The sequence below is a fragment of the Paenibacillus sp. FSL M7-0656 genome (assembly GCF_038003225.1).
Taxonomy (GTDB): domain Bacteria; phylum Bacillota; class Bacilli; order Paenibacillales; family Paenibacillaceae; genus Paenibacillus; species Paenibacillus amylolyticus.
Genome location: NZ_JBBOOT010000001.1, coordinates 3577676 through 3599254, shown reverse-complemented (window position 1 = coordinate 3599254; position 21579 = coordinate 3577676). Strand labels below are relative to the sequence as shown.

Genomic DNA, 21579 nt, shown 5'->3' with positions numbered 1-21579 from the left:
TTTGTATACTCATTTAACATTTTAATTAATCTGCAACTACCAATGATGCACCAATCAACGTGGCGTTGGTGTAACCACCGCCAACATTTTCAAAAGAGAAGTTGGTAATTGGCGCACCGATAACCGTGGCATAATCACCATCAAGCAAATCTCCGGTCGTTGCAGGATAAAACGCTATAATATCGTTTCCGTTCTCATCCATGACATGAACGATAGAGAAAGTTGCTCCGAGAGAGCTATCTTCTTCAACGGAAATGACTTCCCCGTTAACTTGTACGAAAGTATTGTAATAGTTGGCTACATTTTTATTCAGATGACGGGTCGTTACATTGGAGTCAACAAGCCCCTGTACCTTTTTGCTTAGTTCTGCCGTAATGGCAGGGAATACATCGTTATGTTTACCAAAGAAATCATAAGATGCCTGCTCCATAAAGGCTGTGTCTTCTGTAATGTACGGAGTTAACTCATTAAAGAAATCCGCTGCTGATGCTGTGGCAGATGAATTTCCAGTTGTTGCAGTTGGTGCTGTTTGCTCCAGAGAAGTAGTAATGCTTAGGGAATCAATGATATCTTTGATCTCATCCTGATTATAAGTATCCTTGGCGGAGGTTAACGTCATGGTATAGAGTTCTGTATTGGTAAATAAATATTTCAGTATTCATAATTACTAAAAAGGTAATTTATCTGTATTTAACAAGTTAAAAGCTAATAATATACCGTATGGGTATCCATTTTGAACGATAGTACATACATTGGGCTGATATAACCGTGGGATTTATTTATGACTTAAATATATATGAACATAACATTCCGACTTAAGAACTAACCCTTTATGTAGGTGAAATTAACGAATAGTCGGTGGAAAAAAACAGCCCATTTTCGACCTGAGCCCGGTCCCATGTGTGATTGGTGCATATAGTGAACTGTACCTCAAATCAAAGGAGGGGTTTACATGAGTGGAGTAGTAGGTGGATACGGCGGCGCATGGACATCGACTGGCGCGATCTTGGTTCTCTTTATCTTGTTGGTCATCATCTCTAAAGCATTCTTGATCTAATAAACCGCTTGGACCCTAATATATTTGTAAAGGAGGGTTCTGCATGAGCAACGTAGTTGAAGGCGTAGGATACGGCGGCTGGACATCGACTGGAGCAATCCTGGTTCTGTTCATTCTTCTCGTAATCATCACTAAATCTTTCTGGGTATAATATGGCGAGCTCTGCCGGGCAACCGGTGGGGTTTTTTTTCTAGAGGACAAGCATGGTGGAGAGCCAGGCATATAAGATAGCTTGTGGTTGAACGGAAGAATTGGTGGAATTCAAGAAAAGGAAGGATGGCGTATGCTTCGAAAATGGGGAAGGTACCTCATGGCTAAACGCCCATTTTGTCAAAATGAGGGCAATAGCCCGGTCCAGAGGTAGGCTGAATACATAGCTTAGGGGTGTAGGCAAATGTTAAGGAGGAATGAACAATGAGCGAAGTAAAACCGAATTCACCGAACGGACAGGGACACGTATACGGACATATGGGAGGTTATGAGCATATGCAAGGATACCAATACACAGGTCATGAAATGCATGGGTATGGATATGGTTGTGGAACAATGCCAATGGGATATGGCTATGGATACGGACACCATGCCAATCAGGCTCCAATGATGCACGGTTATCAACAGGGTTGTGGAGTATCCTATGGTCATGGCGGCGGAAGCTGGGGTTCCATGGGTACGATCCTCGTACTGTTCATCTTGCTGGTCATCATCTCCAAAACGATGTTTATCTAAGTATTTGTGAGTGCAAGGAGACTTTGCTGATCGTGGATCGTTGCGATAGGTGCTCCAAATAAACTCCGAGTTTGAGTTCCATGTTGGGGCATAACGTACCTATGATTCAGAGCGGGACAGCGTAGGATTTCATCCTGCGGTGTCCCTTTTTTATTTAGAAGTGAAGGAGCGTTGGGATTACTTTCTTTAACGAACTCCACAGACGTTATTCCATGCAGTTTTCCCATTTCACAAGTTTATTGAATCGTAGACGTCTTATTATCTGAATCTGGGCATGTTTGGAGCCTATATTCATGAAGTGACATGGATTAACGTGGCTGAGATTCGTTAGATTTTACATAGCACAGAAATCCTCGATATAAGGTGTGCAGGATTCGTTAGCGTCTGATAAGCGTAAACATTTGCTTTATAAGCCGGGGTTATTTGCACAATTGGAGAAGTAAGGAAGTAAGGAAGTAAGGAAGTAAGGAAGTAAGGAAGTAAGGAAGTAAGGAAGTAAGGAAGTAAGGAAGTAAGGAAGTAAGGAAGTAAGGAAGTAAGGAAGTAAGGAAGTAAGGAAGTAAGGAAGTAAGGAAGTAAGGAAGTAAGGAAGTAAGGAAGTAAGGAAGTAAGTATCGAGGAGTGCAGTCAGTCGGAGCATGGAAAAGTTTTTAAAAACAGAGCCGAATATATCTGGCTAGTCTGATATGTGAAGGGAAGACTTTTCTCAATGAAAAAACGGTGTCGACAGTCTGTGGATGATGCTGAAATGTGTATGTAGACATGGATAAACACCCGGAACCCAATTCCGGGTGCTTTGTGTATGTTTTCAATCTTCTCAAGAATAAGTGATATCCAAAACAACAAAAGCCCTACCTCTCTTTTGTCCTTGCGGCTCCGATGACCGCGCCAGTGTGAATGGGAACATCTTGTGAAACTCTGTACTACCGGGTTATTGTGATTCAGGTTCTTCAATCTTCATAGGTTAATTGTGCTTATAGTTCGCTGCGGTCGCAGCATGAAGAAAATATTCCGGGGTTTAAAGAAGACAGAAATCATATGAGGTTGTTTAATACAACTCTTATAGTATACCACAGGTTGTAATTTTCTGCAATAAAAAGGAAAGCGCGACCAGAGCAGCATGTTTTCGGACTGTTTTTATGTTAGAAAGTGAAAGGTTGGTTTGAAAAGATACAGAAAATTTTTCAAACTATTTCTTCATAGGGGTAATCCTCTTCAAAAGATTCTGCGTAGGTTATAATAAGAGGGAAGAAACAGAAAGGGGCCCTCGCATGACTGAATCGATGGAGGACAGCAGGTTAATGCGGCAGATTGCGGAACGTGATGCCTCCGCACTGGAGCTTTTATATGACCGTTATGAGCGAGCGGTGTATTCTTTTGCCTACCGGATCGTTGGTGATCCCATGACGGCAGAAGAGACCGTTCAGGAACTTTTTATGCGGGTCTGGAATAATGCCGAACGTTACGATGCCTCACAGGGGAAGCTGACCACATGGATGTTTGCGATTACGCGTAACATTGCAGTGGACATGCTGAGGCGGAAATCAAAAGGGGCAGCGACTACTTCAGTTGAACACGAGACACTGGCAGCCTATGCCGATGAACATACAAACACGGAAGAAGAAGTGCAGCGTAAATGGGAAGGTACCCGGATTAAAGAGGCGTTGTCCCAATTGAACGGTGATCAGCAACAAGTTATAGAATCGATTTATTATGCGGGATTAACCCAGCAGGAAGTATCCAGCCGATTCGGGATTCCGCTGGGTACAGTAAAGAGCCGTGTCAGGCTTGCCATGCGACAGCTCCAAAAGTTGCTGGCCGATGCTGAATTGCATCCGGACGCGGGAAGGGAGGGCATACATCCATGATAGAACGACATGAGGAGTGGTCTGATCTGGCACCGATGTATGTGCTGGGCGGACTGGAAGCAGAGGAAGTGGCGGCGTTTGAAGCGCATATGGCAACTTGCGAACCTTGCCGCCAGGAGGTAAGGGAATTGCAGGAAGTGACTGGCTTCCTGCCACTTGCGGCGGAACCTGTAGCACCGCCGCAAGGCATGCGAGCACGTGTGCTGGGCAACGTGCTCGGACATGGGCAGGAGAGCGCCGAGGCGAAGCCAGCGGCTACTCCTGCAGAGCCTGAAGCACCCGTGGTGCTTCAGGAGGATCTTGCGCCGCAGCACAAACGTGCGGCGCAGCCCGGGCCAGGCTTGCCGCCGGTAACGGCTGTGCCTGCGGCCCGGGTGGAAGAGGCTGCCCAGGCACAGCCATGGCAGCCACAAGCGCGCGCGCGTGCGCGCAGCAGCAGCGCCTGGCGCATAGCTAGTGCCGGCCTTGCGGCCGCGGCACTGTTGCTGGGCGTGTACACGGCGCAGCTGCGGAGCCAGATCGACTCGCTGACGCAGCAAGCGGCGGGCTCGTCGGCTACACAAGAGCAACTGGTGCAGGCACAGGCGCAGAATGCACAGCTGCAAGAGCAGCTGGCATCAGCTCTGGAACCTGCACAGGGCATGCAGACTGGCGAGGCAGTGAAGCTGAATCCTGCAACGCAGGACATTGTAGCTCAGGGTCTCGCAACCATCGTTATTGACAGCAAAGGCACTCACCTGGTTGTGCAGGCTGAGAACCTGCCGAACCTGGAAGGCAACGAGGCTTTTCAGGTCTGGTTGATCAAAGGAGATACCCCTCAGAATGCGGGTACTTTCCTTAGTCGTGACGGAACGGGAGCGGTATATTACACATTGGATTCGGCCAACGACTATGATACGGTTGCCATCACGCTTGAACCGGATGCAATGGGAGATGAGCCGCGCGGTACGATGATTCTGGCTGCCAAGATTAAAGGATAAATATAGGATATATCACCAAAGGTTGCTCCGTCGTGGAGCAGCCTTTTTGTGTTTTCCAGTTCTGATGCTCATCCATTGGATTTTATTAATTTTTTTAGTTGGAGCAACCGATAAACAAATAGAAGGCAATACCCTTAATCTCCCTGTGTCTCAAGGGAGAACTGGTTGCACATAGAGAGTGAGGGGTTCAGTTGGAAGCATACCGTTCATTTATCTTTCGCCTGATACGCAATTATCTGATCGGTTCACTGGCAGCTGTTTTTGTTGTCGGCACAGTAGTTATGGTATCTACTCTGCAAATACCCAATATTCAATTTGTTCGACTCATCTTCATTGTACTGATTTCACTCTTGTTCATGCTGGTTGCAGAATTAATTACGCTGTGGGTGCAGCTTGGGCCCATAAGACAATTTTTCAATTCCGAGCATCACGAGAGAGACGAATTGAACCACATGTATGAGAAAATTCATCGTTTTCCGGGACAGACCATATATCGGATCATGGGTCCGCACATGCTTGGCTTCTCACTTCCGGCAGCCGGATTAACATTATGGATGATATCCACAGGGTGGCTTGAATTTCCTTACTTCTATACTGTCGTGGCCGCTGCGTGTGCCTTTCTGATTGCCATCATGCATGCGCTGATTGAGTATTACCTAACGGTGCGGGCGATTAGACCCCTGTTACTTGAGATTCGACATCGAGGCAAAGTCCAATACGGGATGGAACCTTCACTGGGAGGGCGCATCCTGGTATCGATCCAGCGTAAATTTCAGCTAAGTACGGCACTGATTGGCTTATTTCCTCTATTTCTATTTTTCCTGGCTACATATATCCGACTTCAGTATATGGACAGTGAATTTGCGAAAGAGTACATACTGTGGGGAATTCTCATCGTTGTTCTGGGCGCGGGGTTTGCGCTGGTGGGAAGCTGGCTGTTGATTCGTGATGTTCGTGATCCAGTTGCTGAACTGACGCATGAGATGAACCGAATTCAGGGGGGAGATCTTGGCAGACGAGCTCCGGATCTATATGCGGATGAGTTTTCGGCACTGATCTCCGGTTTTAATATGATGATTAATCGGCTGGAGATGAGACAGGAACGCAATCGACAGCTGTTGCAAAGTTATTTTTCTACGCTGGCTGCTGCTTTAGACGCCCGAGATAAGTACACGGCAGGGCATTCCATGCGTGTGGCAGAGTATTCGCTGATGATTGGTAAGCTGAGCGGAATGAATGAGGAACAGGCGGATTTATTGTACAAATCAGCCCTGCTTCATGATATCGGGAAAATCGGCATACCTGATGAGGTACTGCTGAAGGATGGAAAACTAAGCGATGAGGAATTCGCGATTATTCGTACACATCCCGTGCAGGGAGAGAGCATTCTGCTCCAGATAGAACCCATTGATGCCATGGCTGACTTTCTGCCTGGTGTACGATCTCACCATGAAAGATATGATGGCAAAGGATACCCGGATGGGATGGCTGGTGACGATATTCCCCTTTTTGGCCGCATCATTGCGGTAGCGGATGCCTTTGATGCCATGACGTCTGATCGACCCTATCGGAATGGGATGAGTCACGAGAAAGCGCTAACGATTTTGGAAGAAGGAAAAGGGACCCAGTGGGACCCCTATTTTGCAGGTTTGTTTATTGATGAATGGAGACGACAACAGCATCTTCAGAAAGAATCGAAGTGAGGGATCAGCTGATTCCCTCTGTCCACTTCGATTCTTTTCTGCGTCTCCGGTGAAGAGCGAGGCCTGTTATGATGGTGAGAACACATTCGCCGAGTATGACTGCACCCAAGGCGTCATAGATCACATGTTGTTTGATCATTAGCGTGGATACTATAATAGTTGCTGCCCCGGCGGCGACCAAAATCTTGATGGGTTTACGGATGCTTGGAACCGAAAGAACAGCACGCATAACCAGATAAGAGTGAAGAGAATGAATACTTGGAAAACAATTATAAGGACGATCCTGGCTATAGAGCCATCCGAGAACAGATGCTCCCAGGCCTGTACCCGTCAGTTCCGGGCGCGGTACCATGGTCTGAAAGTTGAAGTAGATCAGATAACATATCCAGACACAGATATTCATGGATAACAAGACGCGGTAATACGTCAGGCGATCCTTGGCACACAGGTAAGCGAGCACACCGAATACAAACGGGTACCAGCCCAAATATGGAATGGACATGCCAGGCACGTAAGGAATGATCCGGTCAAGCGGCGAATCAAGCACTACGAACCCGCGTTCTGGACTATTAAGAATATCATAGAAGAGCCCCATGACGGCCAAAGACAGCATTAAACTCAATGACAGCCAATAGGATTTGCTTTTTAACAATTGCACAACACCTTACTCCTTTCATTCATGCTCCCTAGGAGCATGACCCCAGCAAATAACTAATTCAAATTTAAACAACAATATATTCTACTACGACCAGCGCACAAATTGAATCCTGATTTGTGTATTTTTGTGTATTTTTTTGACGAAGAAGGAATGCGGAAGTTTCAATGGGCATGATATGATAGAGACACATACGGACGAAGGCACTTTGGCCAGTAAAGTCGGTACAACAGGAGTGAGTGAATGCAATTTTCAAAAATGTTCGTATTGAATATGGGGATGCTTATTACCATTGCATATCTTGCCAGTGTGTTCTATAAATATGTCGTAATACGTACCTCTTCCCGAGTGAAGCAGATCAGCTCCGTGCTTGTCCTTATTTTTGCAGGTTGGATCAGTACGGTTTTTGGGTTTCAACTCACCGATGAAGTGGTCTTTGATCTTCGATATGTTCCTTTAATTGTTGCCGTTCTAACGTATAGACAACCCTATAGCGTAATTATCGTGGGTATTGGAATTGGGCTGTCGAGGCTGACTTTTGGCATCACGGATGCTACATTGGCGGCAGTACTTAACATGTCTATTTTGGGCGTGATATGTGCAGGTCTGAATATATGGATGAGACGCAGCAACTACAGGCTGATTATTAAAGGAATCCTTGTTACAGTTATCGTCAATGTGGTCAACAGTATAAACATCGCTATCGTTGGTGTGATCCCGGCTACATACTTCTTTTCACATATTATGCCTTATACACTTCCTACAGGCATTTTGCTGAGCCTTATTTTTGCATTTATTTTACGTGATTTTCAGAATGAACAGAATCGAATTTTGCTGATCCAGAGTACAAACCGGCTTTTATCTGTGCAAAAGGAAGAGTTACAGAAAGCCCAGATTGTATTGGAGGATCGAGCGAAACAATTGATGATTGCCTCACAGTACAAATCCGAATTTCTCGCCAATATGTCTCATGAACTGCGTACACCACTGAACAGTGTCATTAACTTTGCCCAGATGATCAGCGAGAATGCCGACACAATGGATCAGGAGGATATTGTACGTTTTGCCAATATGATCGACCACTCCGGGCAGGAACTGCTCACGCTCATTAACGATATTCTGGATCTCTCCAAAGTAGAAGCGGGGCGGCTGGATATTGTATTGGAGGATATCAGTGTTGCACAACTTACAGAAGATGCCATGAGCCACTTTCAACTCGTTGCCGAGAAAAAGGGAATTCAGTTGGTTCTGGACAAAAAACAGGGACTGCCTGAGACGCTCTGGTCTGATCCCCAGCGGGTTCAACAGATTTTGCGGAATCTGATGTCCAATGCCATCAAGTTCACTCACCGGGGGAAGGTCACGCTGACCGTAAGCACCAAGCAGATTAAGAATGCAGGTATTCAGAATAGATGGCTTATTTTCTCCGTTCAGGACACAGGCATTGGTATTTCTGAGGACAAGCATCATTCCATATTTGAAGCATTTCAGCAGGCTGACGGGTCAATTAGTCGAAAATTTGGCGGTACCGGACTAGGCCTGTCAATCAGTCGGGATTTAGCGAGATTACTGGGGGGATCGATTGAACTTGAGAGCACTGAAGGTAAAGGAAGCACCTTCTATCTCTATCTCCCGTTGGACCGTGAAAAAATGAGTTGACAACCTTCGCGCCGTGAGTAGAATTTGGGATGACAACTAGCATCGACCGGCTTTTGAGACCCGGTCTAAGGAGTGTATCCCCATACAGAAGACGGTCAACGTTAACCCTCCCGCGTTAGCAAGCAAACCACGGCGCAAGGGTTCGACACAACGCACGAATTTATCGATTGCAACATGGGAGGGTGTACCGGCAATTATTTTACAGACCTTGCTGGGAGGCCCATTTTTAACCGGATTTCTGCTGTACCTTGGGGCCGGGTCGAGACATATCGGCTTTGTGCTCGCGATTACCACGTTTGTGAACATTGCCCAGATCGGAGCAGCTTACTGGATGCAGCGTATTCGCAGCCGTAAACGCATGCTTCTGTTATTTGTGGGCACACATCGCATCTTGTGGAGTGCAACGGGACTGATCCCGTTCATATTCCCCAAAGAGTGGTGGGTAAGCGTATATATTGGCGTGTATACGGTTGCTTTTATATCAAATACCATCGGCGGTATGATCTGGACTTCACTAATTGGCGATATCGTACCTGCTAAGGTGAGAGGGCGTTATTTTGGAATTCGAAATACGATTCTGAATGCTCTTGGAAGCGTATGCTTATTTGCAGGCGGTATTGTTTTGGACCGTTACCCGGGAGAAATGGGCTTTCTGATCCTGTTTATTCCGGTGTGGATCTGTGCTATTGCCAATACAGTCATCTATTTCTTCTATCCGGACGTTCCCTTCGAACGTTCTACCGAAAAGGTTTTCTGGCGCATGTTCATCAAGCCGTTCCAGGATCGTTCTTTCCTGAAAGCAACGCTGTTCCTGGCTTCATGGTTATTGATCCAGACCTTGATTGTTCCGCTTTATTCCTATGTTATGCTCGATTTATTGAACATCAATTATCAGACGGTATCCCTGATCACGGTAGTCCAGACACTGGTTATGATGGCCGGTTTCTATGTTTGGGGCAATCTGAATGCCAGATTCAGCAACAAAACCCTCCTATTTTGGACATTGCCAGTCATTGCACTCTCCTGTTTGTCGTGGGGGTTAATGTCGTTCATGCCCGTATTGATCGCACTATTTCTATCTCATATCTTCCTTGGGATCGGTGTAGGTGGATTCAACCAGCTGGCATTTAACTTTACGATTGGAGACACACCCAAAAGTGAAAGACCGATGTTTGTCGCGGTGTATTCGGCTCTGACCGGAGTCACTTCGTTTCTCGGGCCGTTGTTGGGTGGCTGGTTGTATGAAAAGATGGAAACCTGGTCCGATGCGCTGGCCTGGATCTCAGCCTATGGATTTCAGATGGGGGTTGGTGTCGTGATGCTGATTCTGACATTTACCCTTGGACGTCGTGTACTGTTAAAATAGATATTGAATATTTACACGGGCACTTCGATGACAGAACAACCTTCCGATCGCTGTTATCCCCAGATTTTTTGATTCCTTTTAGAAAAGGGAAAATCCGGGGATAAAGGCGAAGCGTATGCTTCCGATGAAGCTTTCTTTCAGAAAGCTTTTAGCTCCGCTTCTTCAGGTTATTTCTGTCCTCTCCGTTATCGTGTAAATCATTAGGTTGATCATATGTATCTGGTATGACTTCAAAAAAGATGGCGAAGTGGAGGGATGTATTTGAATCGTCTCGAACGGAAAGCCATGGTGATTGGAGCCACCGGGCTTGTAGGCGAATTACTGGTTCAGAATCTGCTGGAGCACCCGGCATACAGCCTGGTTCGCGTTCTGGTTAGACGTCCGCTTGAGCTGCAACATCCCAAATTGGAACAGCATGTAGTGGACTGGGAACAGCTGGAGAGGCAAGACCACTTATTCGATGGAATCGATGACCTGTACTGTTGTTTGGGTACAACGATCAAAAAAGCAGGCAGTCAGGACAATTTCCGTCAGGTAGATTATCATTACCCGGTTCGTGCAGCTACTATTGCGAAGCAACATGGTGTATTACAGATGCTGGTGATCTCCTCCATGGGAGCGAGTGCAGGTTCTCGGGTCTTTTACAGTCGGACCAAAGGGGAAATGGAGGATGCATTGTCCGATATCGGTTTTCCGTCATTGCATATCTTCCGCCCTTCCTTAATTCTGGGAGATCGAAACGAGAAGCGGTTCGGTGAGCAGATGGCTGCCTATGCGATGAAGTTTCTAGATCGCTGGATGAAAGGCAGAGCGGACAAATACCGGGCGGTCCATGCTGCAACCATTGCACAGGCCATGACGAAGATTGCTCTCGTGCAAACCCAGGGAAACCATGTGTATTCGAATGAAGTCATTCATGTCCTTGGTGTGGACGGGGGCTAAGAAACCTTTGAACGAGCTGTTTACTTCATGTGGCTAGGGAGGAGCGTTTCTCGCTCGAGGAAGATCGTGGTATAATAGGCAACAAAAATGAGTTCGAACCCTGACTCCATGCGGCAGCAGGATAACGAACACAAAGGAGAACTCGTCCATGAAAAAACCAATCTCTACCGATCATGCGCCAGGCGCCATTGGTCCATACAGTCAAGCCGTTGATGCAGGCGATTTCATCTACACTTCCGGACAGCTTGGTCTGAATCCTCAAACGGGAGAGTTCGGCGCAGATGTACAGGAGCAGACACGTCTGTCTTTGAGCAATGTGAAGGCTATCCTTGAAGCAGCAGGTACAAGTATGGATAAAATCGTGAAAACGACGGTGTTCCTGAAGGACATGAACGACTTCGTTCCTGTGAATGAAGTGTATAGCACGTTCTTCGAACAGCCGTATCCTGCACGCAGTGCAGTGGAAGTTGCTCGTTTGCCAAAAGATGCACTGGTGGAGATTGAGGTTATTGCCCTTAAATAGGACAACCTTCATTCGCTCGGGTATACATAAAAAGCCGATTTCAGGTCGAATGACCAGAATCGGCTTTTTGCTTTTATGTTTTTTCGTTATATTTAAGCGTTATATATGATGGAAACTACTCAATCGCGATCCTGATTCCGGGCGAAGAACAGCCATACCGCATAGATGGCCAGTACGATCGCAATGATGATTGCCGTATAATATACGGAAGTGACATCCTTTTGTTTAAGTGCAATGGCGATATACGCCCATGTGAATACAAGTGGGTATATGCTATCGCGATAACGGAAGCTAACGAGTACAGCCAGCACCATACCCACAATCAGCATGATGATCGTCCAGGTTGGTTCGCTGATACCAAAACCATCCCAGCCAATTTTATATAACAGTACAGCTGCATTGACAATCGTTGCCACGCTAATCCATCCGAGATAGATGCTGAATGGCAGCTTCACAAGCCAGATCTCGGCAGTGGTTGGAACCGTAATGGTACGTGTTTTTACATACAGCATGATCAGGCACAACAGAAGCAGTACAATAATCAGTAAGGCGAGACCGGTCTGCAAGTTTTGAAAAGCAAAAATCCAGGCTACGTTGAAGGCACAGCTTGCCAGAAACCAATACCCGAGACGGGTAATCGAATCCCTTTTCCAGGAAGCGGGCACGAACTGATAGATCACAAACCCTGCCAACAGCAGGTAGATCAAACCCCATATAGAGAAGGCATATCCAGAAGGTGTGAGCAGCACAGGATACATATCCGATACTTCTTTATTGGTCTTGCCCCCGATCGGCAGAGCGTTGGAGAGGTAGTTCACGATAATTACAGCGATAAAACCAATGGCGTTTAACCACTTGTACGGATTGTTACGTGACATTGTGTTTCCTCCTTGGTTTAACGAATGAATGAACCACGGGTCAGTCTACAATGAATATACCCAGTTCTTGCACATTCTAATAACAGCCGCAAAAAATTCACAAGTTGATCTTTCAGATCCTTGTGCTCTGCCGCTATATTGGAACGGCACTCTGTCCCAATGTACGCGAAACGAAGCAGAAATATGTCCATGCCTACGATGTCCCACTAGAAGAGGAGGAAGAGAATGCTCACAAGAGAAACGATGGAGCAACAGCAAACCTGGTTCTATGTAGTTGCACTGTTCGTAGGAGCAGCGATAGGGCTGAGTAATCCGGTATGGGGGAATGTTTTACACTACACCGTGTCCCCGGTTCTTGCCGTTCTGTTGTACAGCATGTTCGTACAGATTCCCTTTTTACAGTTAAAAGAGTCTTGGTCGAATCTTCGATTTATGGGCGCGTTACTGGTAGCTAATTTTGTCGTTGTACCTGTAGTTGTATGGTTGCTCACACTGGTCTTTCCGCAATCACCAGGCGTTCTGATCGGAGTCTATCTGGTGCTGTTAACACCCTGTATTGATTACGTCATTGTGTTCACACAACTCGGCAGGGGTGATGAGAAACTGATGCTCGCCGCAACACCTTTTTTATTTGTTATACAAATGATATTGTTGCCGTTTTATTTATGGCTATTGATGGGTACCGAGGTGGCGCAGATCATGCAGTTAGGGCCGTTTGTAGAGGCTTTTCTGTTCCTGATCGTTATTCCACTGCTGCTCGCTGTTGTTACACAAGTTCTCTCAAGAGGTAAAGCGAGCGGGGAGCGGGTCATAAATGCGACGGCATGGCTCCCGGTTCCGATGATGGCACTTGCGCTGATCGTGGTTGTCGCTTCCCAGATTGGCAAAGTCTACAATGATATGGCGATCATCGTAAACGTGATCCCGATCTATGTTGCTTTTCTAATCCTTATGCCTTGGATATCTCGGCTCATTGCTACTTGGTTTGGATTGAATCCAGGCGCCGGGCGGGCGTTGATCTTCAGTTCAGCCACACGGAATTCGCTGGTTGTTCTGCCGCTGGCGCTGGCACTCCCGCCAGAATGGGCAACTATAGCTGCGGCAGTCATCGTTACACAGACGATGGTGGAGCTTGCAGGGGAGCTAATCTACATTCGACTTGTACCTGCGGTGATTTTGCGGGATCGGTGAGCGGACTAGGACGTATCTATGTTATGATCTAATATAAATAATAAAACCATTTTTGGTAAATCAAAGGGGGTGTGGATATCGCTATTTATAGGAAAGTGATGTTCTACTTGGATATTGCTTTATTACTGTTCATCCTCATTATTTTCCCTATACAAGCTCAGAAGACGGAGAGCAACTTCCCTTACGTAATTATGACTATATTCTTACTTGGAATAATCTTTCGGATTGTATCTTATCTTAGAAAAGAAAGAGCTAAAAAATCATCTTGAGCGATGCTTCTATTCAGGTTTAGTAAGTAGAAATAAGGACTCCCGTGAGGAGTCCTTTTAGTTTAGTTCAAGGTATTACATTCAAGCCTCCAATAATGTTTTACGATATTCTGCTGGCGTGATGCCTTCCATCTTTTTGAACACTTTGCTGAAATACTTTTCGTCCTGAAATCCAACCATCTCCGAGATTTTGGCGACACGCAGGGAAGGATTTTGCAGTAACAGCTTGGCATTGTTGATCCGCAGTTTGCCCAGATATTCCGACCAGTTCAGACCAAATTGCTGTTTGAATTTGCGTGAGATATACTCCCGGCTCAGATAGAAACGTGCGGCAATCTGCTGTAAGGACAGGTCCTCCTGATAATGCGCGTCCATATAACGTGCAATCTCACTCATGGGATCAGGATTGGCGTGGTGATTGGCGGTGAGCGCCTTACCGGCCGCAAGCAGTCGTTGTTCCAATGATGAACGAAGCAGGGGGAAGGATAACAGTCCTTCAGCGTCCAAAGGTAACTCGGCAAAGGGAATAGACTGTTCCTCCGTCACTTCTTCCTCATGGAATGACGAACCTGCCGTATCATCAAGCCAGCGGCTCAGCATCCATTCCAGCTCATCGATCCATTGCTGGATCTGCTCAGCACTGACAACCGCAAGATCAGTAATCGGGTCAAGCCACTCGGCGACCGCAGCAACTACACTGGAAGCCCGGCAACTCATGGCTGCCATACGCAGGGGTTCTTCATGGGCGGTTAAACGCCTGATTTTATTCCCATTTGATGATTCCACCGAGGCATGGATTCGCTGTTTAATTTGCACAGCATTACGTCGCCACAACCTTGAACTTGCTTCCAGATAGGCCGCTGAGATTCCGCCTGGGTAGGACTCACAGGTGGAGATGCCAAAATGAAGCCGGCGCTGAATCGTCTGCTCCAATCCATGATTGACCTTGTCCAGAATATGTTCCAATGAAGTGGATGGACCCCAATGCAGCAGAACAATCTCGTCCGGTTGATCCAACTGGCGAAACATTACGCCTTCGTCTGGTGTGGATAACATCTCGGCACAGATATTGAGGACCGAGAACACAAGCAGGTCCGGTTGACTGCGGTATTTTGCCAGACAATCTGCATCCAGATGGGACAGGCTGGTGACAGCGACACTACAGACAGGGATTAGACAGGGGAGATTTAACTCATCCTGCAATCGCTGCATGTGTGATGGGCTGCTGCCTCTTCCGACGGCAAGTTCGGTGAGTAGACGATCCTGGTAGTGGGGGCGCATTCGATTAACAACAATGGATTGCCTGGTGGATTGTATCCGAATGGCGTCTTCCTCTTCCCAAGCTGTAACGGCCTTTAATAGAGATGCATTCAGCTCATCTGCTTCCACAGGTTTCAGGAGGTAGTCCATGCCACCATGCCTGATTGCATGCCTCACGAGTTCAAAATCATCATATCCACTGATAACCAGCACCTTGCTGTGCGGGGTATGAGCCGATATCCATTCAAGCAATGCCATACCGTCCTTGCCCGGCATACGCATGTCACTGAGTATGATTTGAGGTTGATGTGCCGTGATGGCGGCGATGGCTTCATCCCCGTCTGCTGCTTCAAGTAATGTATCAATGCCAAACTCTTCCCAATGACCAAGCAACCTTATGGCATCGCGGACATGTTTTTCATCATCTACAAGCAGTGCCTTCATGTTGTTCACTCTCCCGCGTATAGTTTAACCGTAATCTTCACACCATTGGGTTCCTGATTGTTGATCTCAAGCCTGGCTGAGTGACCGGGATGTGAGTTCAATTGAAGTCGGCGTATTACATTTCGTAGACCGATGGATTCAGACTCGTCGGATTCTTGTGTGGATAACCCGGTTGTTGTATGACTTGGATGCAGCCATCCGCGGATCTCCAGTAATTTATCTTCAGGTATGGAGGGGCCGTTATTATTCAGTTCTATTTCAATCCAATGATCGTTGATCCGGCGGCTGGATAGGGATATGTGACCTTTGCCAGGCTGAATATCTGCTCCATGTTTGAAATAGTTTTCAATTAAAGGTTGTAACGTCATTCTTGGCATTTCGACAGATAGAGTATCTTCGGCAAAATCCAAATCCACCTCAAGGCGGTCACCAAACCGCTCCTGCTGTAGTTCCAGATATAATCGGGCATGCTCCGCCTCTTCGCGTAAGGTCACGCAGGTCTGATCCCGCATGCTGTAGCGCAGCATTTTGGACAGGCTAGAGAGTAGTATATACGCCCGTTGTCCCTGCTGTTGAAGGGCAAGTGTACCGATCGATTGCAGTGTATTATACAGAAAATGCGGATGAATCTGCGCTTGCAATGCTTTGAGTTGATTCGTTTTATTGGCGATTTCGAGTCGATATTCCCGCAAAATAAGATTGTTTACCGTATCCATCATATCTCGGAAATGACGAGCGAGTACCCCGAATTCATCTCGGCTGGATAGATGGATATCCACATGCAGACGCCCGGCTTGAATCTGGTTCATATACCGCATGAGTTGCTTGAGTGGACCGGTGATTCGGATGGAGATGAACAAGGTTGCAACAATGACCAATACAAGTGCCGCAATGGCAATCATCGCGTTATTCCACGTAAGTGTGGTGGCTCTGGCATATAACGTCTCATTCGGGATCTGTTTGACGATGGTCCAATCGGCGTACGTGCTGCCAAGTTGCTGGTATACATACATGGAACGATCCTGTTCAAAATGCCCTGCAACATTCTGGGCTGTACCTGCGCTAGATCGCGCGATATTCAGTTCACTAGCCGTTTCCTCTCGTAGTGCATCTGTATGATTGACCTCGGAACGTCCTTGGTAAATGATCTGATTCTGACCATCCACCACATAGATCTGTTCCTTAGCCGGATCATACAGCCTGCTACAGATTGCTGCAATGGTATTCATATTCAGATCAATGGCGAGTACACCCAGACGCTCAGTGGACGGAATATCCTTGATCACCCGATGCAGGGTAATGACCGTTCTGGCAGGGTCATCGGGGGAGGCAGCCTTGAATCCGTACGTGTGACTCATATGGGCCGATTCCACCCAGATATCCGGGCTGTCACCGCTTGTTTTTCCATGAAGCGAGCCGGAATAGGCCTGTTTGCGTTCCTCCCGCTTCGGAAAGGGATTTGTAATTAAGGTGGATTGATTGGCGGCAAAAGAGTGCAAATACAGCTGGAATACATCCGGCACAGCCGCGCGTATTGTCTGCAAAGTGGTATACACTTCGGCCACCGCACGATAATCACCAGGAATTTTTGCCAAGTTACGCAGAAAGTTCGGGTCGTTATACACAGCGAGCGACGCTCTGGCCACGTTATCCACATAGTTATTGAGATTGGTGGACGCTTGGTAGATCAGGCGTTTGTTCTCTTCCACAGCCTGTTCCCGTAGGGCCGTTTTGGTCTGGATAAACGTCATGCTGATCGATGCGAGCAGCGGAAGGGTGGTAGCAATGAGCATAAAGGCAATCAATTTGGTGCGTATACTGTAGTATTTGGACATCGGAACACCCCTTCTGGTTGCAGGTTTAGAGAGGACAATATTTTACCCCCAACTGTTCACAAGGGTCGGTGTTTCCCTCGGCGATAATGGGGTTTAATAGAAAAAGAGACCAATTTCATCCATCTATAGAAGGGGAGAACGATATGAAGCATCGCAAATCTTCACAGCTGTTACAGCAGCTTGTGTTCGTGGGTCCCTCCATCGTGTTTTTTATTCTCATCATCGTGGTCCCTTTCCTGCTTGGCATGGTGTATTCCTTCACGGATTGGAACGGGGTATCCGAGAACATTAATTGGGTAGGGTTTGATAACTTCGTGCATGTTTTTGTGAATGATCCCAAGTTCCAAACGGCGTTTTGGTTTACGGTGCGCTTCACCGTGGTTGGTGTGGTACTGACCAATGTGATTGGCTTTTTCCTGGCGTATTTTCTGACCAAACCGCTCAAGACGAGAAACATTCTGCGTACGATCTTTTTTATGCCTAACGTGATCGGTGGGTTGTTGCTCGGCTTTATCTGGCAGTTCATATTTGTGAAAGGGTTTTCAGCAGTAGGCGATGTAACCGGCTGGTCATTCTTCAACCTTCCTTGGCTGGGAGACGAACCAACCGCCTTCTGGGGAATCGTGATTGTGTTTGTATGGCAGACCGCAGGATATCTGATGGTCATCTACATCTCATCTCTGACAAATGTATCCCCTGATCTGCTGGAAGCCGCCGAGATTGATGGCGCAAGTCGCTGGCAGGTACTGCGGAGCATCATTCTTCCGCTCATTATGCCAGGTGTAACGATCTGTCTGTTCCTAGCAATCTCCTGGTCGTTCAAAATGTTCGATCTCAATCTGTCACTGACCAAAGGTGGACCGTTCGGATCGACAGAGTCGGTTGCACTTAATATTTACAATGAAGCCTTTGTAAATAACAGATATGGCATCGGAACCGCCAAAGCGCTCGTGTTCTTCGTAATCGTTGCCATCATCACCATGATTCAGGTACGTCTGACGAAGAGCAAGGAGGTAGAAGCCTAATGGAGACGACAAAAAATTACCGCTTCAGTACCATTGTAACCGAGATTGTCATGGTACTCCTTGGACTTTTATTCCTGGTTCCGTTTTACTTCCTGTTCGTGAATTCGGTCAAAACCTTCGGTGATCTACTCACCAATTCGGCTGCATGGCCGGAAGTATTTCAATGGGGCAACTATGCGAACGCCTGGGAGAAAATTAACTTCCCGTCCGCGCTGATGAACTCGCTTATCGTTACTGTGGTCAGCAATCTGTTGCTTGTGCTGATCAGTTCCATGGCCGCGTACCGAATGGTCCGCAGCGATACCCGGTTCAACCGTATTTTGTTCGGCATGTTCATTGCCGCTATGGTGATTCCGTTCCAGTCTATCATGATTCCACTTGTTACTGTAACCAGTAATCTGGGATTGATCGACAGCCTTGGCGGCCTCATTATCTGTTATCTCGGTTTCGGGGCACCGATGTCTGTCTTCCTGTTCCACGGATTCGTAAAATCCGTCCCACTGGAGATTGAGGAAGCGGCTCGTGTGGATGGAAGCTCGGTCTACGGAGTGTTCTTCCGGATCGTATTTCCACTCATGAAACCGATGTATGTAACCGTCATCATTCTGAACACACTCTGGATCTGGAATGATTATCTGCTTCCATCGCTGATCCTGCAAAGCTCCAACCTGCGTACGATCCCAATTGCGACTTTTGCACTCTTCGGTCAATATACGAAGCAATGGGATCTGGCCTTGCCAGCACTTGTGCTCGGCATCATGCCGATCATTATCTTCTTCCTGCTGATGCAGAAGTACATCATTCAGGGGATTACGGCTGGATCAGTTAAAGGGTGAGGGTGCGAGTGCAGGGTCGCTGTGGGAGAGTGCGAGTGCAGGTCGCTGGCGGGCTCAAGTTGCGCTTTCGGTCGCTGTTGCTCCTCGGTGTCCTGAATGTATTGGGGCAAGGAAGCCACCGAGTATCAAAGGCGAACGCTCCGCTCCTCCATCGCATCCTGATCCCTTTGCTCCCACCTCGCATGGAGGTGTGCAAAGGGAGCATGTCCGTATAGCTTGGGCACGACTCCTGGGGAAAGAGCAATAAAGAGAAAAGACCAAGAATGAAATGATTTTAAGACCAGGTTTGATAAGGCAGAAGGTGAGTGTATAAGGGCAGGGTCGCTGACGGTCTCAAGCGTGGAGTGCGAGTGCGAGTACAAGGTCGCTGCGGGCTCAAGTTGCGCTTTCGGTCGCTGTTGCTCCTCGGTGTCCTGAATGTATTGGGGCAAGGAAGCCACCGAGTATCAAAGGCGAACGCTCCGCTCCTCCATCGTATCCTGATCCCTTTGCACACCTCGCATGGAGGTGTGCAAAGGGAGTCATGCCCGCATAGCTTTGGCATGACTCCTAGGGAAGGGAAAGCGTCGATAAAGAGAAAGGAGCAATAAAGAAGCTTGTACAGCCAGGAACTTCTTCTTCAGAGTGAAGTGAGGGTATGCTCCTTTTTCAAAGCGCTAACGAATCCACCGCATCTTAATAGGTGGATAATCAAGGAATACAAATTGTAACGAATCTCAGCAACGTTATTCGGGTACAAAACGGCGTCAAAGCCTTAAAATTCGACCAAATCGACGAAATAACGTCGCTGTGATTCGTTAAAATTGGAACCTGTGCAAATAGGTGCGAATAACGTGCGCTCGGTTCGTTAGAATGAAAACACGCTTCAATGGAAGGTTATTCTGTCATCGGAGTGCCAGTGTAAATATTCATTAGTGGAACGGTTATACTGAAACTACTATAGGGAGAGTGTATGTATGAAAAGAATGACAAAGTTGACGTTGCTTATGCTGATTGCTTTTTCGGTAATGCTCGCGGGTTGTGGCAATGGGGACAAGAGTGGCAGTCCGGTCAACACGGATGCTCAAGGTGGTGGCGAGGCTGCTGCTGGAGATAAAACCATTAAGATCTTCCAATTCAAAGTCGAAATCGCGGAAGCGCTCAACCGTCTCAAAGCGGAATATGAATCCTCCCATCCAGGCGTCAAACTGGACATTCAAACTGTAGGTGGCGGCAGTGACTACGGTGCTGCATTAAAAGCCAAGTTTGCGGCTGGCGAACAACCGGACATTTTCAACGTAGGTGGTTATCGTGAATTGGATACATGGCTTGAATATCTGGAAGATCTGTCTGGAGAATCATGGGCCAAGGATGCACTCGAAGTAGCCAAAGAGCCAATGACCAAAGACGGCAAACTCTACGGACAGCCGCTCGCGCTGGAGGGTTATGGTTTCATTTATAACAAAGACCTCTTCCAAAAAGCAGGTATTACCGAAATTCCAACGACACTGGAACAATTGGATCAAGCTGCACAGAAACTTCAAGCCGCAGGCATTACCCCATTCTCTAATGGATATCAAGAGTGGTGGGTGCTGGGCAATCATAACGTAAACGTCGCATTTGCAAATCAGGCAGATCCGGTGAAATTCATCCAAGGACTCAACGAAAGTACGGAGAAGATTCCTGGCAACCAAGTGTTCGCCGACTGGATCAACTTGCTCGACTTAACGCTGAAATACAGCAACAAAAACCCGCTGACAACCGACTACAATACGCAAGTTACGTTGTTTGCGAGTGGAGGAGCGGCGATGATGCAACAAGGAAACTGGACTCAAGTACAGATCGATGGAATCGATCCAGATCTGAATCTGGGTATCCTCCCAATGCCAATTAACAATGAACCCAATGACAAATTGTTTGTCGGCGTGCCGAACTATTGGGTTGTGAACAAGAATTCCCAAGTGAAACCGGAAGCAAAAGAGTTTTTGGAATGGCTCGTAACTTCGGATATCGGGAAACAATACATGACAAAAGAATTCAAATTCATTCCGGCGTTCAGTTCCATCACGGCATCCGAAGAGGATCTGGGTGACCTCGCCACAGAGATCATGAAGTATAGCCAGGAAAATAAAACACTCAGCTGGAACTTCAACCGTTTCCCTGAAGGGGTTCCACAAGAGTATGGTAGCACGATTCAGGCTTACGTTGCAGGCAAATCGGATAAAGCCGGATTGCTAGACGCATTGCAACAGAACTGGGATAGTCTGAAAAAATAATCCGGATCATGGACGGTATCCACAGATTACCGAAAACTGTTCAGAAATCTTCGGATAGAAAAGTTAGTCTATCGGATATATGAGTTAATTGAAACAGGTTAGCCAGA

Annotated in this window: 19 protein-coding genes; 14 read left to right on the top strand and 5 right to left on the bottom strand. The window is 47.1% G+C overall.

What is annotated here, in order from left to right; all coding sequences use genetic code 11:
• Positions 1 to 25 precede the first annotated feature (25 nt).
• Positions 26 to 619 (bottom strand): hypothetical protein, encoded by a 594-nt coding sequence (locus MHI01_RS15875; RefSeq protein WP_340983577.1) that lies wholly within the window; start codon positions 617 to 619, stop codon positions 26 to 28.
• Between the two features lie 333 nt (positions 620 to 952).
• Here MHI01_RS15875 and MHI01_RS15870 point away from each other — a divergent pair, with 333 nt between their 5' ends.
• The 6 genes from MHI01_RS15870 to MHI01_RS15845 all read left to right on the top strand — a co-directional run bounded on the left by MHI01_RS15870 (position 953) and on the right by MHI01_RS15845 (position 6334).
• Positions 953 to 1057 (top strand): hypothetical protein, encoded by a 105-nt coding sequence (locus MHI01_RS15870; protein WP_017690880.1) that lies wholly within the window; start codon positions 953 to 955, stop codon positions 1055 to 1057.
• 43 nt (positions 1058 to 1100) lie between these two features.
• The gene (locus tag MHI01_RS15865) at positions 1101 to 1208 is read left to right on the top strand and encodes a hypothetical protein (protein WP_017690879.1); all 108 of its coding nucleotides are present in this window, start codon (positions 1101 to 1103) and stop codon (positions 1206 to 1208) included.
• A 263-nt stretch (positions 1209 to 1471) separates the two neighbouring features.
• Entirely contained in the window at positions 1472 to 1783 is a 312-nt protein-coding gene (locus MHI01_RS15860) for a hypothetical protein (protein WP_017690878.1), read from the top strand.
• Between the two features lie 1271 nt (positions 1784 to 3054).
• Positions 3055 to 3651 carry an RNA polymerase sigma factor gene (locus MHI01_RS15855; RefSeq protein ID WP_036607374.1) on the top strand — a complete coding sequence of 199 codons (597 nt, stop codon included), beginning with the start codon at positions 3055 to 3057 and terminating at the stop codon, positions 3649 to 3651.
• Positions 3648 to 4631 (top strand): anti-sigma factor, encoded by a 984-nt coding sequence (locus MHI01_RS15850; protein WP_340031779.1) that lies wholly within the window; start codon positions 3648 to 3650, stop codon positions 4629 to 4631. Before MHI01_RS15855 ends, MHI01_RS15850 begins: the two co-directional genes overlap by 4 nt.
• 191 nt (positions 4632 to 4822) lie before the next feature.
• Positions 4823 to 6334 (top strand): HD domain-containing phosphohydrolase, encoded by a 1512-nt coding sequence (locus MHI01_RS15845; RefSeq protein ID WP_340983575.1) that lies wholly within the window; start codon positions 4823 to 4825, stop codon positions 6332 to 6334.
• Between the two features lie 4 nt (positions 6335 to 6338).
• Here MHI01_RS15845 and MHI01_RS15840 read toward each other — a convergent pair whose 3' ends face one another.
• Positions 6339 to 6992 carry a phosphatase PAP2 family protein gene (locus MHI01_RS15840; RefSeq protein WP_036607365.1) on the bottom strand — a complete coding sequence of 218 codons (654 nt, stop codon included), beginning with the start codon at positions 6990 to 6992 and terminating at the stop codon, positions 6339 to 6341.
• 240 nt (positions 6993 to 7232) lie between these two features.
• Between MHI01_RS15840 and MHI01_RS15835 the strand changes: the two genes are divergently transcribed.
• The 4 genes from MHI01_RS15835 to MHI01_RS15820 all read left to right on the top strand — a co-directional run bounded on the left by MHI01_RS15835 (position 7233) and on the right by MHI01_RS15820 (position 11479).
• Positions 7233 to 8648 carry a sensor histidine kinase gene (locus MHI01_RS15835; RefSeq protein WP_340983573.1) on the top strand — a complete coding sequence of 472 codons (1416 nt, stop codon included), beginning with the start codon at positions 7233 to 7235 and terminating at the stop codon, positions 8646 to 8648.
• 208 nt (positions 8649 to 8856) lie between these two features.
• Entirely contained in the window at positions 8857 to 10014 is a 1158-nt protein-coding gene (locus tag MHI01_RS15830; protein WP_235193865.1) for an MFS transporter, read from the top strand.
• A 285-nt stretch (positions 10015 to 10299) separates the two neighbouring features.
• On the top strand, positions 10300 to 10956 hold the full coding sequence (locus tag MHI01_RS15825) for an oxidoreductase (protein WP_445744929.1): 657 nt from the start codon (positions 10300 to 10302) through the stop codon (positions 10954 to 10956).
• A 148-nt stretch (positions 10957 to 11104) separates the two neighbouring features.
• Positions 11105 to 11479 carry a RidA family protein gene (locus MHI01_RS15820; protein WP_127551150.1) on the top strand — a complete coding sequence of 125 codons (375 nt, stop codon included), beginning with the start codon at positions 11105 to 11107 and terminating at the stop codon, positions 11477 to 11479.
• A gap of 119 nt (positions 11480 to 11598) precedes the next feature.
• On the opposite strand, the gene MHI01_RS15815 is transcribed toward MHI01_RS15820, so the two are convergent.
• Positions 11599 to 12357, bottom strand: coding sequence for a tryptophan-rich sensory protein (locus MHI01_RS15815; RefSeq protein ID WP_017690869.1), 759 nt, complete (start codon positions 12355 to 12357; stop codon positions 11599 to 11601).
• Positions 12358 to 12582: 225 nt separating this feature from the next.
• Between MHI01_RS15815 and MHI01_RS15810 the strand changes: the two genes are divergently transcribed.
• Positions 12583 to 13548 carry an arsenic resistance protein gene (locus tag MHI01_RS15810; protein WP_340983568.1) on the top strand — a complete coding sequence of 322 codons (966 nt, stop codon included), beginning with the start codon at positions 12583 to 12585 and terminating at the stop codon, positions 13546 to 13548.
• 350 nt (positions 13549 to 13898) lie between these two features.
• Here the strand turns inward: MHI01_RS15810 and MHI01_RS15805 are convergent, their stop codons facing one another.
• The gene (locus tag MHI01_RS15805) at positions 13899 to 15521 is read right to left on the bottom strand and encodes a response regulator (RefSeq protein ID WP_340983567.1); all 1623 of its coding nucleotides are present in this window, start codon (positions 15519 to 15521) and stop codon (positions 13899 to 13901) included.
• 5 nt (positions 15522 to 15526) lie between these two features.
• Positions 15527 to 17356 (bottom strand): cache domain-containing sensor histidine kinase, encoded by a 1830-nt coding sequence (locus MHI01_RS15800; protein ID WP_340983565.1) that lies wholly within the window; start codon positions 17354 to 17356, stop codon positions 15527 to 15529.
• 143 nt (positions 17357 to 17499) lie between these two features.
• Here MHI01_RS15800 and MHI01_RS15795 point away from each other — a divergent pair, with 143 nt between their 5' ends.
• From MHI01_RS15795 to MHI01_RS15785, 3 genes are all read left to right on the top strand, one after another.
• On the top strand, positions 17500 to 18381 hold the full coding sequence (locus MHI01_RS15795) for a carbohydrate ABC transporter permease (protein ID WP_017690864.1): 882 nt from the start codon (positions 17500 to 17502) through the stop codon (positions 18379 to 18381).
• Positions 18381 to 19217, top strand: coding sequence for a carbohydrate ABC transporter permease (locus MHI01_RS15790; protein ID WP_036607337.1), 837 nt, complete (start codon positions 18381 to 18383; stop codon positions 19215 to 19217). The genes MHI01_RS15795 and MHI01_RS15790 overlap by 1 nt, the downstream gene beginning before the upstream one ends.
• A 956-nt stretch (positions 19218 to 20173) precedes the next feature.
• Positions 20174 to 21472, top strand: coding sequence for an ABC transporter substrate-binding protein (locus MHI01_RS15785; RefSeq protein WP_340983563.1), 1299 nt, complete (start codon positions 20174 to 20176; stop codon positions 21470 to 21472).
• The last annotated feature ends 107 nt before the right edge of the window (positions 21473 to 21579 follow it).

Coding starts and splice junctions, on each gene's coding strand:
- MHI01_RS15875 (WP_340983577.1), bottom strand. CDS start 619: ATGACGTTAACCTCCGCCAAGGATACTTATAATCAGGATGAGATCAAA.
- MHI01_RS15870 (WP_017690880.1), top strand. CDS start 953: ATGAGTGGAGTAGTAGGTGGATACGGCGGCGCATGGACATCGACTGGC.
- MHI01_RS15865 (WP_017690879.1), top strand. CDS start 1,101: ATGAGCAACGTAGTTGAAGGCGTAGGATACGGCGGCTGGACATCGACT.
- MHI01_RS15860 (WP_017690878.1), top strand. CDS start 1,472: ATGAGCGAAGTAAAACCGAATTCACCGAACGGACAGGGACACGTATAC.
- MHI01_RS15855 (WP_036607374.1), top strand. CDS start 3,055: ATGACTGAATCGATGGAGGACAGCAGGTTAATGCGGCAGATTGCGGAA.
- MHI01_RS15850 (WP_340031779.1), top strand. CDS start 3,648: ATGATAGAACGACATGAGGAGTGGTCTGATCTGGCACCGATGTATGTG.
- MHI01_RS15835 (WP_340983573.1), top strand. CDS start 7,233: ATGCAATTTTCAAAAATGTTCGTATTGAATATGGGGATGCTTATTACC.
- MHI01_RS15825 (WP_445744929.1), top strand. CDS start 10,300: ATGGTGATTGGAGCCACCGGGCTTGTAGGCGAATTACTGGTTCAGAAT.
- MHI01_RS15820 (WP_127551150.1), top strand. CDS start 11,105: ATGAAAAAACCAATCTCTACCGATCATGCGCCAGGCGCCATTGGTCCA.
- MHI01_RS15815 (WP_017690869.1), bottom strand. CDS start 12,357: ATGTCACGTAACAATCCGTACAAGTGGTTAAACGCCATTGGTTTTATC.
- MHI01_RS15810 (WP_340983568.1), top strand. CDS start 12,583: ATGCTCACAAGAGAAACGATGGAGCAACAGCAAACCTGGTTCTATGTA.
- MHI01_RS15805 (WP_340983567.1), bottom strand. CDS start 15,521: ATGAAGGCACTGCTTGTAGATGATGAAAAACATGTCCGCGATGCCATA.
- MHI01_RS15800 (WP_340983565.1), bottom strand. CDS start 17,356: ATGTCCAAATACTACAGTATACGCACCAAATTGATTGCCTTTATGCTC.
- MHI01_RS15795 (WP_017690864.1), top strand. CDS start 17,500: ATGAAGCATCGCAAATCTTCACAGCTGTTACAGCAGCTTGTGTTCGTG.
- MHI01_RS15790 (WP_036607337.1), top strand. CDS start 18,381: ATGGAGACGACAAAAAATTACCGCTTCAGTACCATTGTAACCGAGATT.
- MHI01_RS15785 (WP_340983563.1), top strand. CDS start 20,174: ATGAAAAGAATGACAAAGTTGACGTTGCTTATGCTGATTGCTTTTTCG.